The sequence below is a fragment of the Methylobacterium gregans genome, assembly GCF_022179245.1.
Classification (GTDB): Bacteria; Pseudomonadota; Alphaproteobacteria; order Rhizobiales; family Beijerinckiaceae; genus Methylobacterium; species Methylobacterium gregans.
Map to the genome: position 1 here is coordinate 1 of NZ_BPQM01000041.1, position 14601 is coordinate 14601.

Below are 14601 nucleotides of genomic sequence, written 5' to 3' on the forward strand. Positions count from 1 at the left end.
GAGCTCCAGGCGATCGAGCGCACGGTCGGGCCGAAGCTCGATCGCCTGGAGCTCCGGGTTCGTATGGCTGCCGGTGAGATTGTAGAAGACGCCCGCCACCCGATCGAGGGCGAGGCCTGCCCGCTCCATGGCCGCGACGGTGTTGTCGAAGTCCGGGGCCGCGGGATCCTTCGCGATGGCGGCGATCTCGGCCTCGTGGGCGGCGATCGCGGCCTCGAAGGCCGGCAGGTAGTGCTCCGGACGGATCCGCTCGAACGGCGGCAGCGCGTGGGGCGTCTCCCAGCGCGCAGCCGAGAACGGGTTCTCGGGATCGAGGGTGGGAAGCCCTGCGCTGGATGACGTCATTCGGTCCTCGTCGTTCGGTCTGGCTAGCAGATGGGGCCGCGATCCGGCCGCCGCAAAGGTGTCCGAGCCTAGCACGATCCCGGCCGAGCGTTGCAGCACCGCTCTTGCCGCGGCGGGGACAGCGCCCGATCGTTCCGGCAAGAAGCACGATGCCGGCAGGCGCTGGGGAGACGACGTCATGAACCTGTGCCGGCAAACGGGCGCCGCGCCGCGCACCGGAGCAGGGGGCGTCCTGGCGCTCGCCCTGCTCCTTGCAGTCCCCCTACCCTGCCGCGCCGCGCCCCAGGACGCCCCGGCGGCCAGCGTGCCGCTGCCGCCGCCGGTCCCGCCGGAGCGCCCGCAGGAACTGACGCCCCCGCCTGCGCCCGGTGAGGCGATCAAGGCCGCACCGACACCGCCCGAGCGGCCGGCCGAATTGAAGCCCGAGACCAGGGCGGACACGAAACCCGAAGCGAAGCCGGAGGCGCCCGCTCCCGCCGCGGAGCCCGTGAAACCGGAGGCCGCGCAACCCACGCCTCTGCCTCCGGCACGCCCGCCCGAACTCTCCGGCGAGGCGGCGCTCGCGCTCAAGGTGGCGCCCCCCGACGACACCGCCTGCCGCACCCGCCTGAAGCGTCTCGGCGCGACCTTCGAGCCGCTGCCCGCCATCGCGAACGGCCAGTGCGGCGCCCCGCTGCCCCTGAAGCTGACGGCGCTCGACGGGATCGCCCTGCCGCAATCGGCGACACTGACCTGCGCGGCCGCGGAGGCTCTGACGCGCTGGGCTACCGAGGTGCAGGTCGCGGCCGAGCGCGAGCTGAAACAGCCGCTGCGCTCGATCGCCATCGGCACCTCCTACGAGTGCCGCGGCCAGAACCACGACGTCGAGGCCAAGCTCAGCGAGCACGCCTTCGCCAACGGCATCGACGTGATGAGCTTCGGCGTCGAGGGCCGGGCGCCGATCATGGTGGCCGCCAAGGCGGCCGGTTCCGAGGAGGGCCGCTTCATCGACGCGGTGCGCGGCCGGGCCTGCGCGTTCTTCCGGACGGTGCTGGGGCCGGGCTCGAACGCGGCCCACGCCGACCACCTCCACCTCGACGAGCGCGAGCGCAACGCCGGCCACCGTCTCTGCCAGTAGGCGGCCTGCGGGATCGGCGGAACGCTCCGCTCGACCCGCGACTTTACCGCGGCGGAGCGCCACGCTCCCGGAGTCTCGGACGCGGATGATGCAGGGGTTCAGGATGCGGGCGGGCCTCGCCGCCCTCGCGCTGGCGGCGCTCTCCGGCCCGGCCCTCGCCAAGAAGAACCCGCCGAAGGCGCCGGAGCCGCCGCCGCTGACCGCCGAGGCGATCAACGGCGCGGCGCTGGCGGCGGACGCCGCCGCGGACAAGGCCGGGACGAAGGCAGGGAAGGCCGCGGACCGGAAGGCCGCCGGCAAGTCCGGGCGCCCCGATCCACTCCTCGTGAAGGTCCAGGTCCTGCTCGACCGTGCGCGCTTCTCGCCCGGCGCGATCGACGGGCGGGACGGCGATAACCTGAAGGGTGCGATCGCGGCCTACGCCGCGGCGCAGGGATTGCCCGCGACGCGTGCACCGACGCCCGCGTTGCTCGAGAAGCTGCAGACGGATTCGAAGCCCGTCGTCGCGGAGTACACGGTGAGCGAGGCGGACGTGCGTACGCCCTTCGTCGAGCGCGTGCCCCGCGAGTTGGAGGAGCAGGCCGACCTCGACAGCCTCGGCTACACCAATGCCCGCGAGATGCTGGCCGAGCGCTTCCACATGAGCCGCGACCTCTTGAGCGCGCTCAATCCCGGAAAGCCCTTCGACAAGGCGGGGACGGTGTTGCTCGTGGCCGCCGTGACGCCGCTGGAGGGCGGACGGCCGAACCCGAAGGAGCTTCCGCAGGAGCCGAAGGTCGAGCGCATCGAGGTCGACAAGGCGAGCCGCGATGTGCGGGCCCTCGACAAGGACGGCAAGTTGCTGGCCTACTACCCGGCCTCGATCGGCAGCGCCGAGAAGCCCGCCCCGAGCGGCGAGACCAAGGTGACGCGTGTCGCCTTCGATCCGACCTACACCTACAACCCGAAATACGCCTTCAAGGGCGTCAAAGCGCGCCGCAAGTTCACCATCAAGCCGGGCCCGAACAACCCGGTCGGTGCGGTCTGGATCGATCTCGCCATCGAGTCCTACGGCATCCACGGCACGCCGGAGCCGGAGAACGTCGGCAAGACGGAGTCACACGGCTGCATCCGGCTCACCAACTGGGACGCGCGTGCCCTCGGGCTGCACGTCGCCAAGGGCGCCCGGGTGAGCTTCAAGGACGGCTGAGGCAACCCCTGCTGCGGCAGCGATGCCGCGCTCCCGGACAAAATGTATCGGGGCATAACATTGCCTTTCGGTCGCGGGGACGCCACCCTCGCGAACGCTTGACACGCCCGGCTTTCCGGGCGACGGCTCAAACTGTCCCGCGGGTCGCACAGGCTTGCGGGTGCGCGTTTCGGAGGGTTACGGCCGCTGCCTTTCGCGGTTCCGGCGCCAACCGCACGGCAGTGCTCCGGGTCTCGGGGCGAGATCGAAGGAAAGACATCTCGGCGTGACTGCGGAACCGAACGAGGACATTCTCCAGGGCGCCCGCGTCCTCGTTGTGGAGGATGAGGCAGCAATCTCGATGCTTCTCGAGGACATGCTGCTCGATTTCGGCTGCGATGTCGTCGGGCCCGCCGCCCGCCTCGCCACCGCGCTGGAAATGGCCGAGGGCGAGAGCTTCGACGTGGCGATCCTCGACGTGAACGTCGCCGGCGAGCCGATCTACCCGGTCGCCGAGACCATCGCCAAACGCGCCCTGCCGCTGATCTTCTCCACGGGCTACGGTGGGGCCGGCATCCGTGAGCCGTTCCGCGACCGCCCGGTGGTGCAGAAGCCGTTCAGCCAAGCCGACCTCAAGCGCACGCTGATCTCCGCGATCCGCACCGCCCGGGGCTGAGACCCTAAGCCGCTTACGTCATCCCCTCGATCGTGAAGGCGTCCGGCAGGTGCTCCGGCCAGGCGCGCCGCCCGAGAAACACCGCGTCCGCCCGCAGGGTAAGGCCGGCACAGCCGGGGTGGCGCGCGAGCCAGGCACGCACCGCCTGCGAGAACAGCCGGCGCTTGCGCCCGTCGATCGCTTCCCGGGCGGCGTGTAGCTCGGCCCGCGCCTTCACCTCGACGAACGCCAGGGTGGTGCCGCGACGCATCACGAGGTCGATCTCCCCGCCCGCCAGAGCGACCCGCAGGTCGAGCGGCCGGTAGCCCTTCAGCATCAGCCACGCGAGCGCGATCCACTCCGCCCGGCGCCCGGCAGCATGGGCCCTGCGGCGGGCGCTTCGATCAGGTGTCGTCCGAGCCATCCCCCGCCTCGTTTCCGGTCTTGTCCTCAGTCTCCTGGCGGCTGAGCGCGAGTGCGCGGGCATAGACGAGGCGCCGCTTCAGCCCGGTCTCGTCGGAGACGAGGCTCGCCGCATCCTTGATCGAGTGGCGGGCGAGCGCGGTCCGGAGCGCAGCGTCGAGCGCGGCGTCGCCATCCGCTTCCGGTGCAGCCTCAGGACCGGTACCGATCAGCACGACGATCTCGCCCTTGGGCGCCCCTTCCTCGCCGAAGAGAGCCGCGAGGCTGCCCAGCGTCCCGCGCCGGACCGTCTCGTAGAGCTTCGTCAGTTCCCGCGTCACCGCCGCCGGCCGCTCGGCTCCCAGCACCTCGGCGGCATCGGCGAGCATCTCGGGCAAGCGGTGGGGCGACTCGAACAGCACCAGCGTGCCCGGCAGCCCCATCAGCGCCTCCAGGCGGTTGCGCCGCGCCCCGGCCTTCTGCGGCAGGAAGCCCTCGAAGAAGAAGCGATCGGTCGGCAGGCCTGCGGCGACGAGGGCCGTCATCACGGCGGAGGCGCCGGGAACGGGCGTCACCGGGATGCCCGCTTCGATCGCCGCCTGGACCAGCTTGAAACCGGGATCCGAGACGAGCGGCGTGCCCGCGTCGGAGACAAGAGCCAGGGCCTGCCCTTCCTTCAGGCGCTCGACCATCCGGGCACGCACCGCGTCCGTCGAGTGCTCGTGGTAGGCGAGCAGCGGCGTGGTGATGCCGTAATGGGCGAGCAGCGTGCGGCTGACGCGGGTGTCCTCGGCCAGAACCGCGTCGGCGGCGGCGAGCGTCGCCAGCGCCCGGATGGTGATGTCGCGCAGGTTCCCGATCGGGGTGGCCACCACGTGGAGGCCTGGCGCGAGCGGCTCGGCCTCGCTGGCGAGCCCGAAGGCCGTGAAGGTCGTCGGGCTCTCGCGGCGCGGCGCTGTGCCGGCAGGCGGGCGGCGGGCGGGGTCGGGTCGCTGGCTCATTGCGGCGACAATGCCACGGACGCGGGGAGAACGCGGTGCCTTTCCGGCCCGCGCGTTTACTTTTCACCGGCAGACTTTAGCGTGGCCGTGACCTGATCGCCGAGGAGATCCGCGATGGCGCGCCCAAAGCTGCCGGCAACCGGTCCGGGGCTTCTCGGACGGCTCGCCCTGCTCGGCGCCCTGGCGCTGCCGCTGGGCGGCTGCATCGGTGGGCCGGATGGCCCGCGGAGCACGCGCGCCGCGCCGCCGCCCCAGGCCGAGGCGCTGCCGCCCTCGCCCGGCGCGATCCCGGGTCGTATCGGCTCCGGTTCGGTGAAGGTCGCGCTGATCCTGCCGCTGAGCGGCCAGGGCTCCGCGCTCGGTGCGGCCATGCGCAACGCCGCCGAACTCGCCTACGAGGAGTTCCAGCAGCCGGACCTTCAGATCCTGGTGAAGGACGACCGCGCGAGCCCCGAGGGCGCCCGCGAGGCGGTGCAGGCGGCGCTGGCCGAGGGGGCCGACCTCGTGCTCGGTCCGGTCTTCGCAGCCAACGTCCAGGCCGCGGCGCTTCCGGCGCGCAACGCCGGCAAGCCTGTCATCGCCTTCTCCACCGACGCGGCGGTGGCGGCGCGCGGCGTCTATCTGCTCAGCTTCCTGCCCCAGCCCGAGGTCGACCGGATCGTCGACGCCTCGGTCGCCGACGGCCGGCGCTCCTTCGCGGCGCTGATCCCCGAGACCGCCTACGGCAACGCCGTCGAGGCGCAGTTCCGCGAGGCGGTGGCACGGAAGGGCGCGCGGGTCGTGGCGATCGAGCGGTATCCTGCCGGCGCGCCGGGGCCGGCGGTCGAGCGGCTCTCCCGCGTCATCGCCGGACCGGCGCCGCAGGCCGACGCACTGTTCCTGCCCGAGACCGCGGACGGGATGCCGGCGCTCGCCGCCGCGCTGAGCAAGGCCGGCTACGCGCCGGGCCGGGTGCGCCCGGTCGGGACGGCGGTGTGGAACGAGCCGCGTCTCTTCGCCCTGCCCGCGCTGCAGGGCGGGCGCTTCGCCGCGCCCGACACGGCGGGCTTCACGGGGTTTGCCGGGCGCTATCAGGCGCGCTTCGGCACGAACCCGCCGCGGGTCGCCTCGCTGGCCTACGACGCGGTCTCGCTCGCCGCGGCGCTGACCCGCCGCTACGGCAGCCAGCGCTTCGCCGAGGAGACGCTGACCACCGGTGCGGGCTTTGCCGGCACGGACGGCACCTTCCGGCTGCTGCCCGAGGGCTTGAGCGAGCGGGCGCTCGCCGTCTACGAGATCCGCAACAACGCCGTTACGGCGGTGAGCCCGGCCCCCCGCGCGCTCGGAAAGCCCGGGACCTGACCGGGCCGCCTTCGGCGCCCCAGGATGAAAGCGGTGTCGGCTGATCGGGTCGGCGCAGATCGAAGCCCGCGTCAGGCCGCCAGTTCCGCCACCAGGGCATTGAGCACCGGCGCGCCCCGGGCGGTCGCGGCGATGCGGCCGTTGCCGAGCCGGGCCACCAGACCATCCGCCACCAGGGCGTCGAGCCGCGCGGCATCGAGCGGGCGCCCCTTGAGCGCCGCGTAGCGGCCGGGGTCGATCCCCTCGCCGAGGCGCAGGCCCATCATCAGGAACTCGTCGCCCTGGTCGGGTGCGGCAATCGTTTCGGTTTCGGCAATGCCGTGGCCGTCCGCCTCCACCCGCGCGAGCCACGCCTCGGGTGCCCGCTCGGTGACGGTGCCGATCCGGCCTGCCTCGGTGACGAGGCGGCCATGCGCGCCGGGGCCGATGCCCGCGTACTCGCCGTAGCGCCAGTAGAGCAGGTTGTGCCGCGATTCCGCGCCCGGGCGGGCATGGTTCGAGATCTCGTAGGCGGGAAGGCCGGCCGCCCCACAGACCTCCTGGGTGACGTCGTAGAGGATGCGCGCGCTCTCCTCGTCGGGCGGCACGAGCCGGCCCGCGGCGGCGAGCCCGTAGAAGGGCGTGCCGGGCTCGATGGTGAGCTGGTAGAGCGAGAGATGCTCGGCCGCGCGCCGGATCGCCTCGGCGAGTTCCGCCCGCCACGCCTCGGGCGTCTGGTGCGGCCGGGCGTAGATGAGATCGAATGAGGTACGGTCGAAGGTCGTCTGCGCGATCTCGACCGCCGCGAAGGCCTCCGCCGCGCTGTGCAGCCGGCCCAAAGCCTTCAGCGAGGCGTCGTCCAGCGCCTGCACGCCGAGCGAGACGCGGTTCACGCCGGCCCTGCGATAACCCCGGAAGCGTCCGGCCTCGACGCTGGTCGGGTTGGCCTCCAGGGTGATCTCGGCATCGGGCAAGATGCCCCAGGCGCCGTCCACCGCCTCGATCAGCCCGGCCACGGTCTCCGGCCGCATCAGCGAGGGCGTGCCGCCGCCGAGGAAGATGCTGGAGACCCGCCGCCCCGGCGTGCGCGCCGCCACGTGGGCGATCTCGGCCTGGAAGGCCGCGAGATAGCGCGCCTCGTCAACGGGGGCGTGGCGGACGTGGCTGTTGAAGTCGCAGTACGGGCACTTCGCGGCGCAGAAGGGCCAGTGCAGGTAGACCCCGAATCCCGCGTCGCGGGTCGGGTGCTCGGGGTAGGCTGTCATCGTCCGGATGTGAGGGCCGCCGGCCGTCCCCGCAATCAGCCCGGCCGCCGCAGGCAGGCGGCGGCGAGCGCCACGAAGGCGCGGGCGCGGTGCGAGAGCGCGTTGCCGTTCTGCCAGTCGACCCCGTGCTTCTCCTCCGACGAGATCTCGCCGAAGGTCCGGTCGAACCCATCGGGACGGAACATCGGGTCGTAGCCGAACCCGGCCGTACCGCGGGGCTCGACCAGATCGCCGAAGACGCGGCCCTCGAACAGCTCGGTATGGCCGTCAGGCCAGGCGAGCACCAGGGCCGACACGAAATGCGCCCGCCGGTCGGTCGCGCCGCGGCGGTCGAGCTCGGCGAGGATGCGGGCCATCGCCCCAGAGAAGTCCTTGGATGGGCCGGCCCAGCGCGCCGAGAAGATGCCGGGCGCGCCGTCGAGCGCGTCCACGCAGAGCCCGGAATCGTCCGCGAAGGCGGGTAGCCTCGAGGCCTGCGCGGCGGCGTGCGCCTTGATGGCCGCGTTCTCGGCGAACATCGTGCCGGTCTCGTCGGGCTCCGGCAGGCCGAGTTCGCCCGCCGAGACCGCCGCGACGCCGAAGGGGGCCAAGAGCTCGCGCATCTCCACGAGCTTGCCGGCGTTGTGGGTCGCGATGACGACCTTGTCCGATAGGATGCGGCTCACGAGGCGATCGCCTGCTTCTGGAGGGCGACGAGATCGGCGACGCCCGCCTTCGCGAGGCGCAGCAGGTCGAGGAGCTCGGCCTCCGAGAAGGGCGCGCCCTCTGCGGTGCCCTGGACCTCGACGAGGCCGCCCGAACCCGTGATCACGAAATTGGCGTCGGTCTCGGCGGCCGAATCCTCCGCGTAGTCGAGGTCGAGCACCGGCGTTCCTTTCGAGATTCCGCACGAGACCGCGGCGACATGGTCGCGCAGCGGATCGACCGAGATGATCGAGCGGCCGCGCATCCAGCTGAAGCACTCGTGCAGCGCCACCCAGGCGCCGGTGATCGCGGCCGTGCGGGTGCCGCCATCGGCCTGGATCACGTCGCAATCGACGGTGATCTGGCGCTCGCCGATCGCCGGCAGGTTGGTGACGGCACGGAGCGAGCGGCCGATCAGGCGCTGGATCTCGTGCGTGCGGCCGGACGGCTTGCCCGAGGAGATCTCACGGCGCGTCCGGGTGTGGGTCGCCCGCGGCAGCATGGAGTACTCGGCCGTGACCCAGCCCTTGCCGGAGCCGCGCAGCCAGGGCGGTCCGCGCTCTTCGAGGGAGGCGGTGCACAGCACCTTGGTCTCGCCGAAGCTGACGAGGCAGGAGCCTTCGGCGTAGCGCGCCACGGCGCGCTCGAGCGTGACCTTGCGCAGCTCGTCCGGCGCGCGCTTCGAGGGCCGCATGACCCGCTCCTCTGTCGGTGATCGAGGCCGGGCTCTTAAGGGCCGCGGGCGCGGGCGGCAACCCGCCCCCGCGGCAAAGGCCTATGCGAGCGCCTCAGTAGCGGTAGAAGCCGCGGCGGTGATGGTGGTGGTGGCGGTGGAAGTGGTGGGGCCGGAAGTGCCGGCGGTGATGGTGGAAGTGGCGGCGATGGTGCCAGCCGCGGTGCAGGCCGTGATGCCGGTGGTGATGGCGGTACTGCACCGTCTCGACGCCCGAGACCGGTGCCTCGACCGCCGACGGGACGGCGAGCGGCGCGGCTTCCGCCGTGCGGGGCGCGCCCGCGACGCCCAGGCCGACGAGAAGCAGGAAGACGGTGGCGAACTTGAGAAGGATCGATCGTGCACCGAGGCGCATGCGTTGGTCTCCCTTGAGGATGTCGTGAGCGCGTCCTAGCGGGCGCCGGTGTGTCCGGGGCCCTACCGGTACAACGCACGGTTCGGCCATACCGTCCCATGCGCCCGCGCACCGACGCCCTGAAAGCGCCCGGACGGTGAACAGATTGATCGCGCGCCGCCCCCGGGACACAATCGCCGCTCCAGGATCAGAGCCGTGACCGATCAGAATCCCCTCCCCGCCCCGGCCCCGCCGCTCAACGTCCTCAATGAGCGTGCCCGCGAGATCTTCCGGCAGATCGTCGAGAGCTACCTGACGACCGGCGAGCCGGTCGGCTCGCGCAACCTCGCGCGCATCCTGCCGATGGCGCTCTCGCCCGCCTCGATCCGCAATGTGATGTCGGACCTCGAACATTCCGGGCTGATCTTCGCGCCTCACACCTCGGCCGGTCGCCTGCCGACCGAGCTCGGCCTGCGCTTCTTCGTCGATGCGATGATGGAGCTCGGCGATGTCGGTCGCGACGAGCAGGAGCGCATCGAGGCGCAGATGCGCGCGGCCGCCTCCGGCCACACCTTCGAGTCCGCCCTGGCCGAGGCCTCGATCCTGCTCTCGGGCGTCTCGCGCGGGGCCGGCGTGGTCCTCACCACGAAATCGAACGTGCATCTCAAGCACATCGAGTTCGTGCGGCTCGACCCCGCCCGAGCCCTCGTCGTGCTGGTGTCGAACGACGGCTCGGTGGAGAACCGCCTGCTCGACCTGCCGCCGGGCCTGCCCGCCGGCGCCCTGCAGGAAGCCTCGAACTACCTCAACGCCCGCCTGCAGGGCCGGACGCTCGGCACCCTGCGCCAGCAGATCGAGACCGAGCGACAGGCGATGAAGCGCGAGCTCGACGCGATCACCGAGCGCCTAGTCGATGCGGGGCTGGCCACCACGGTCGGCCCCTCCGAGGCGCGCCAGCTCATCGTGCGGGGCCAGGCGAACCTGCTGGATGATCTGCGGGCCGCCGAGGATCTCGAGCGCATCCGCCTGCTGTTCAACGACTTGGAGACGCAGAAGGACGTGATCGACCTCCTGGCCCGCGCCGAGGACGGGGACGGCGTGCGAATCTTCATCGGCTCCGAGAACAAGCTGTTTTCGCTCTCCGGTTCCTCGATGATCGCCGCACCCTTTCGCGACGGGCAGCAGAAGATCGTCGGCGTGGTCGGCGTGATCGGCCCGACGCGGCTGAACTACGCCCGCATCGTGCCGATGGTCGACTACACCGCCCGAGTGGTCTCCCGGCTTCTCGACGGACATCGCTGAGAACATCCAGGCCGCTCGGCGGGATCGACAGCACATCCCCCTTCAATTCTGCGGCGCGTGACAATGTGCGCGCGGAATTATCTCCTTGCCCGGCGTCACCCTGGCCGTCCGCCGATTCGGCATGCTACCCCGACCGGCACAAACAGACGGCCCGCGATCGCGGGTCAGGGAGACGCCATGTCAGACTCGATCGGGATCGCCCCGTCCGCGGCCGAGGTCGCCGCGGACCGCCGACGCCGCATCAAGGCCATCGTCGGCTCGTCATCGGGCAACCTGGTCGAGTGGTACGATTTCTACACCTACGCCTTCTTCGCGCTCTACTTCGCGCCTGCCTTCTTCCCGAAGGGCGACCCGACCAGCCAACTCCTGCAGACCGCCGGCATCTTCGCGGTGGGATTCTTCATGCGCCCGATCGGCGGCTGGCTGTTCGGCCGCATCGCCGACCGGGTCGGCCGCAAGACCTCGATGGTCATCTCGGTGCTGATGATGTGCTTCGGCTCGCTGATGATCGGCATCCTGCCGACCTACGAGACGGTCGGCTCGCTCGCCCCCGTCCTGTTGCTCCTCGCCCGCATGCTCCAGGGCCTCTCGGTCGGCGGCGAGTACGGCACGAGCGCAACCTACATGAGCGAGGTGGCGATCAAGGGCCATCGCGGCTTCTTCGCCTCGTTCCAGTACGTCACGCTGATCGGCGGCCAGCTTCTGGCCTCGCTCGTCCTGATCACCATGCAGTCGGTGATGCCCGCCGAGCAGATCACGGCCTGGGGCTGGCGCATCCCGTTCTTCATCGGCGCCGCGGCCGCGATCGTGGCGCTCTACCTGCGCCGCTCGCTCGCCGAGACCGGCGGCTCCGACAAGGAGGATGCCGGCACGTTCAGCGAGCTGTTCAAGCACTGGCGCGCCTTCTGCGTCGTGCTGGCCTACACGGCCGGCGGCTCGCTGGTGTTCTACACTTTCACGACCTACATGCAGAAGTACCTCGTCAATACCGCGCACATGGACAAGGCGGTCGCCTCGCGCACGATGACGGCGGTTCTGCTGGTCTACATGGCGGTGCAGCCGTTCTTCGGCTGGCTCTCCGACCGGATCGGCCGCAAGGCCAACATGATCGCCTATAGCGGTCTCGGCACCCTGATGGTGGTGCCGCTGATGACGGCGATCGGCGCGAACCAAGACCCCTACGTCGCCTTCGGCCTCATCACCCTCGGGCTACTCGCGGTGAGCTTCTACACGGGCATCTCGGGCATCGTGAAGGCGGAGCTGTTCCCCACGAAGGTGCGGGCGCTCGGCGTCGGTCTCTCCTACGCGCTGGCCAACGCGACCTTCGGCGGCACGGCCGAGTACGTGGCGCTCTGGTTCAAGGAGAGCGGCATGGAATCGACGTTCTTCTGGTACGTCACCGGCATGCTGGCCATCGCCTTCGTGGCCTCGCTGCTCATGCCGAACCCCAAGGTCCACGGCTATCTCGACGGCGCCGGCACCGTCGAGGAGGCCCTCGGCAAAAAGCGCGCCCTGGCCCACGCCTGAACAGGTCGCCTCGCGGGCGGAGATCGCCGGCCCCGGGCATGCCCGGGGCCGTTCCTGCTCCTACTTGATCACCGCGCAGGCGATCCGCGGGCCCGCGCCGCCGATCGGCTGGCTCGCGTGGTCGTCCTCGTTGGCGTGGATGATCAGTGCGGAGCCGTCGCCGTCCTTCAGGCCGCCCTCGCCGGTCATCGGCGTCTCGCTCGACACCTCGGCGTTGGCCGAGCCGTCCTGCGCCGCGTAGAGGTTCGGCAGGTCGCCCTCGTCCGGGCCGTCCGGGTTGAGCAGGCCGTGCTTGCTCTGGTCGTGGTTCACGTGGGCCTTGGACTTCTCGAACTTCTCGGTGTCGGAGCAGTCGCCGACCGCGTGGAAGTGCATCCCGTGCCAGCCGGGGGGCAGGCCCCCGGGCTGGATCGTCACCCGCGCGACCAGGGTGTTGGCCCCGTCGCGCAGCTTCAGGGTGCCGATGGTCTCGCCCTTGTTGTTCTTGATCTGCGTCTCGTAGGTCTGCGGCTCGGCCGGTTTGGTGGATTCGGCGGGCTTGGCCGGCTCCTGGGCGAGCGCCGCGGCGGGCACGAGGCCCGCGGCGAGCGCGAGCAGGGGCAGGATGCGTGTCATGCGATGGCTCTCCTCTCGGTGCCGGGCTAGTTAGGCCGACTTGGTCGCCCCGACAGGGCGCACGAACACGCAGGTAGCAAGGGACGATGACGGGCGAGCGCCTCCGGGCGGACCGTTTCCTGGTGGAGCACGGGCATTTCGAGAGCCGGGCGCGGGCGCAGGCCGCGATCGCGGCGGGACTCGTGCGCGTGGACGGCCGCGTGCTCGCCCGCGCCTCCGAGCCGATCCCGGCCGGGGCCCGGGTCGAGGCCGAGGCGCCGCACCCCTACGTTTCCCGCGGCGGCCTCAAGCTTGAGGCGGCACTCGACACGTTCCGACTCGATCCGGCGGGCCGCGCCGCCCTCGATGTCGGCGCCTCGACGGGCGGCTTCACCGATCTGCTGCTGCGACGGAGCGCTTCCGTGGTCCACGCCGTCGATGTCGGGCGCGACCAGCTCCACGCCTCGCTGCGCGCCGATCCGCGTGTCTCGTGCCGCGAGGGCACTGATATCCGGGCACTCGAAGGCCCGCTCGATCCGGTACCCGATCTCTGCGGGATCGACGTCAGCTTCATCGCGCTGCGCCTCGTCCTGCCGGCGGTGGCGAACCTCCTCGCGCCGCGGGCGGATCTCGTCGCGCTGATCAAGCCGCAGTTCGAGGCGGGCCGGGCCCGGGTCGGGCGCGGCGGCATCGTGCGCGACCCGGCCGTGCACGATGCGGTCTGCGCCGAGGTGCGGGCCGCCCTCGAAGGCCTCGGCTTCGCGATCCTCGGCCTCCTGCCGTCTCCGATCCAGGGCGGCGACGGCAACACCGAATTCCTGGTCGGCGCCCGCCGGCCGGCCTTGAGAGACACGACATGAGCGAGACCGTCACGATCAGCCGTCTGGGCGCGCGCGGCGACGGCATTGCCGAGGACGGCACGCCGGTGGCCGGCGCCCTGCCGGGCGAGCGGGTCGCGATCCGCCGCGAGGGCGGGCGCGGGGTGCTGGAGGCAGTCGAGGCGGCCTCTCCCGACCGGATCGAGCCGTTCTGCCCCTATTACGGTCGCTGCGGCGGCTGCGCGACGCAGCATATCGCCCGCGAGCCCTACGCGGCCTGGAAACGGGGCTTGCTCGCCCAGGCCCTGTCGCAGGCGGGGCTCCCGGTCGAGCCCGGGGCGCTGATCGATGCGCACGGGGACGGGCGCCGCCGGATCACGCTCCACGTGCGCGAGCGCGACGGCCGGGCTGAGGCCGGGCTGATGGCCGCGCGCAGCCACGACCTCGTGGCGATCGACCATTGCCCGATCACCGTGCCGGCGCTTCACCCGGCCCCGGCGATCGCGCGGGCGCTCAGCGCGCCCCTCGGCCACGGCCGCAAGCCCCTCGACGTCGCCGTGACCGCGACCGAGCCGGGACTCGATGTGGACATCCGCGGGCACGGCCCGGTCGCCCCGGGCGTGCGCGCGGTCCTGGTGCGGCTGGCGGAGGAGCTTCGCCTCGCGCGGCTCTCGCTGCACGGCGACGTGGTGGTGGAGCGCACGCCCCCGAGCGTCCCGTCCGGCCCCGCCCGGCTCTACCCGCCGCCGGGGGGCTTCCTCCAGGCGACCGCGGCCGGCGAGGCCGCGCTGACCGCCCTGGTTCTCGACGCTCTCCCGAAGAAGGTGCGCCGCGCGGCCGACCTCTTCGCCGGGTGCGGGCCGTTCAGCCTCGCGATGGCGCGGACGTGCGACGTCCATGCGGTGGAGGGCGAGGCCGCGCCGCTCGCCGGTCTCGACCGGGCCTTCCGCGCCCAGAGCGGGCTGCATCGGCTCACCCACGAGCGCCGGGACCTGTTCCGCCGTCCGCTGCTCGCCCACGACCTCAACGCCTTCGACGCGGTGGTGCTCGACCCGCCCCGGGCCGGCGCCCAGGCGCAGGTGCACCAGCTCGCCGAATCGCGGGTGCCGCTCGTCGTGGGTGTGGCCTGCGATGCCGGCACCTTCGCGCGCGACGCCGCGACCCTGGTTGCGGGCGGCTACAGCCTGGACGCGGTCACGCCCGTGGACCAGTTCCGGTATTCGGGCCATCTCGAGATGGTCGGCGTATTCCGCCGTACAGTCGAGCGGCGGAAGCCCGGCCTGCGCCGCCCGCGCTGAACCAGGGATTTACTGATATCGATCCCGTGGTAGACTTG

Annotated in this window: 15 protein-coding genes and 1 pseudogene; 8 read left to right on the top strand and 8 right to left on the bottom strand. The window is 71.9% G+C overall.

Annotated features, from left to right (window positions below):
• Positions 1 to 345: pseudogene (locus MFF54_RS09455) on the bottom strand (hypothetical protein); the annotation flags it as partial.
• Between the two features lie 178 nt (positions 346 to 523).
• Here MFF54_RS09455 and MFF54_RS09460 point away from each other — a divergent pair.
• The 3 genes from MFF54_RS09460 to MFF54_RS09470 all read left to right on the top strand — a co-directional run bounded on the left by MFF54_RS09460 (position 524) and on the right by MFF54_RS09470 (position 3306).
• The gene (locus MFF54_RS09460) at positions 524 to 1462 is read left to right on the top strand and encodes an extensin-like domain-containing protein (RefSeq protein WP_238302358.1); all 939 of its coding nucleotides are present in this window, start codon (positions 524 to 526) and stop codon (positions 1460 to 1462) included.
• An 88-nt stretch (positions 1463 to 1550) separates the two neighbouring features.
• Entirely contained in the window at positions 1551 to 2651 is a 1101-nt protein-coding gene (locus MFF54_RS09465) for a L,D-transpeptidase (RefSeq protein ID WP_238302455.1), read from the top strand.
• 265 nt (positions 2652 to 2916) lie between these two features.
• Positions 2917 to 3306 (top strand): response regulator, encoded by a 390-nt coding sequence (locus MFF54_RS09470; protein WP_066918148.1) that lies wholly within the window; start codon positions 2917 to 2919, stop codon positions 3304 to 3306.
• Positions 3307 to 3319: 13 nt separating this feature from the next.
• Here the strand turns inward: MFF54_RS09470 and MFF54_RS09475 are convergent, their stop codons facing one another.
• Both MFF54_RS09475 and rsmI read right to left on the bottom strand, forming a co-directional pair.
• On the bottom strand, positions 3320 to 3709 hold the full coding sequence (locus tag MFF54_RS09475; protein WP_238302359.1) for a YraN family protein: 390 nt from the start codon (positions 3707 to 3709) through the stop codon (positions 3320 to 3322).
• Complete coding sequence (gene rsmI / locus MFF54_RS09480; RefSeq protein WP_238302360.1) at positions 3690 to 4688, bottom strand: 16S rRNA (cytidine(1402)-2'-O)-methyltransferase; 999 nt, start codon at positions 4686 to 4688, stop codon at positions 3690 to 3692. Before rsmI ends, MFF54_RS09475 begins: the two co-directional genes overlap by 20 nt.
• Before the next feature lie 114 nt (positions 4689 to 4802).
• Between rsmI and MFF54_RS09485 the strand changes: the two genes are divergently transcribed.
• Positions 4803 to 6029, top strand: coding sequence for a penicillin-binding protein activator (locus tag MFF54_RS09485; RefSeq protein WP_238302361.1), 1227 nt, complete (start codon positions 4803 to 4805; stop codon positions 6027 to 6029).
• A 71-nt stretch (positions 6030 to 6100) separates the two neighbouring features.
• Here the strand turns inward: MFF54_RS09485 and hemW are convergent, their stop codons facing one another.
• The 4 genes from hemW to MFF54_RS09505 all read right to left on the bottom strand — a co-directional run bounded on the left by hemW (position 6101) and on the right by MFF54_RS09505 (position 9045).
• Positions 6101 to 7273, bottom strand: coding sequence for a radical SAM family heme chaperone HemW (gene hemW, locus MFF54_RS09490; RefSeq protein WP_238302362.1), 1173 nt, complete (start codon positions 7271 to 7273; stop codon positions 6101 to 6103).
• Between the two features lie 35 nt (positions 7274 to 7308).
• Positions 7309 to 7938 (bottom strand): RdgB/HAM1 family non-canonical purine NTP pyrophosphatase, encoded by a 630-nt coding sequence (gene rdgB, locus MFF54_RS09495; RefSeq protein ID WP_238302363.1) that lies wholly within the window; start codon positions 7936 to 7938, stop codon positions 7309 to 7311.
• On the bottom strand, positions 7935 to 8651 hold the full coding sequence (rph, locus tag MFF54_RS09500; protein ID WP_238302364.1) for a ribonuclease PH: 717 nt from the start codon (positions 8649 to 8651) through the stop codon (positions 7935 to 7937). Before rph ends, rdgB begins: the two co-directional genes overlap by 4 nt.
• A 94-nt stretch (positions 8652 to 8745) precedes the next feature.
• Positions 8746 to 9045: a hypothetical protein gene (locus MFF54_RS09505; RefSeq protein ID WP_238302365.1), complete on the bottom strand. Its 300-nt coding sequence runs from the start codon at positions 9043 to 9045 to the stop codon at positions 8746 to 8748.
• Between the two features lie 195 nt (positions 9046 to 9240).
• Between MFF54_RS09505 and hrcA the strand changes: the two genes are divergently transcribed.
• Positions 9241 to 10326, top strand: a complete 1086-nt coding sequence (gene hrcA / locus MFF54_RS09510) for a heat-inducible transcriptional repressor HrcA (RefSeq protein WP_238302366.1) — start codon at positions 9241 to 9243, stop codon at positions 10324 to 10326.
• 177 nt (positions 10327 to 10503) lie between these two features.
• Positions 10504 to 11853: an MFS family transporter gene (locus MFF54_RS09515; protein WP_238302367.1), complete on the top strand. Its 1350-nt coding sequence runs from the start codon at positions 10504 to 10506 to the stop codon at positions 11851 to 11853.
• 60 nt (positions 11854 to 11913) lie between these two features.
• Here the strand turns inward: MFF54_RS09515 and MFF54_RS09520 are convergent, their stop codons facing one another.
• Positions 11914 to 12468 carry a superoxide dismutase family protein gene (locus MFF54_RS09520; protein ID WP_238302368.1) on the bottom strand — a complete coding sequence of 185 codons (555 nt, stop codon included), beginning with the start codon at positions 12466 to 12468 and terminating at the stop codon, positions 11914 to 11916.
• Positions 12469 to 12554: 86 nt separating this feature from the next.
• Here MFF54_RS09520 and MFF54_RS09525 point away from each other — a divergent pair, with 86 nt between their 5' ends.
• Together MFF54_RS09525 and MFF54_RS09530 are read left to right on the top strand one after the other, a co-directional pair.
• Positions 12555 to 13307 carry a TlyA family RNA methyltransferase gene (locus MFF54_RS09525; protein WP_238302369.1) on the top strand — a complete coding sequence of 251 codons (753 nt, stop codon included), beginning with the start codon at positions 12555 to 12557 and terminating at the stop codon, positions 13305 to 13307.
• Positions 13304 to 14563 (top strand): class I SAM-dependent RNA methyltransferase, encoded by a 1260-nt coding sequence (locus MFF54_RS09530; protein WP_238302370.1) that lies wholly within the window; start codon positions 13304 to 13306, stop codon positions 14561 to 14563. The genes MFF54_RS09525 and MFF54_RS09530 overlap by 4 nt, the downstream gene beginning before the upstream one ends.
• Positions 14564 to 14601: the final 38 nt, after the last annotated feature.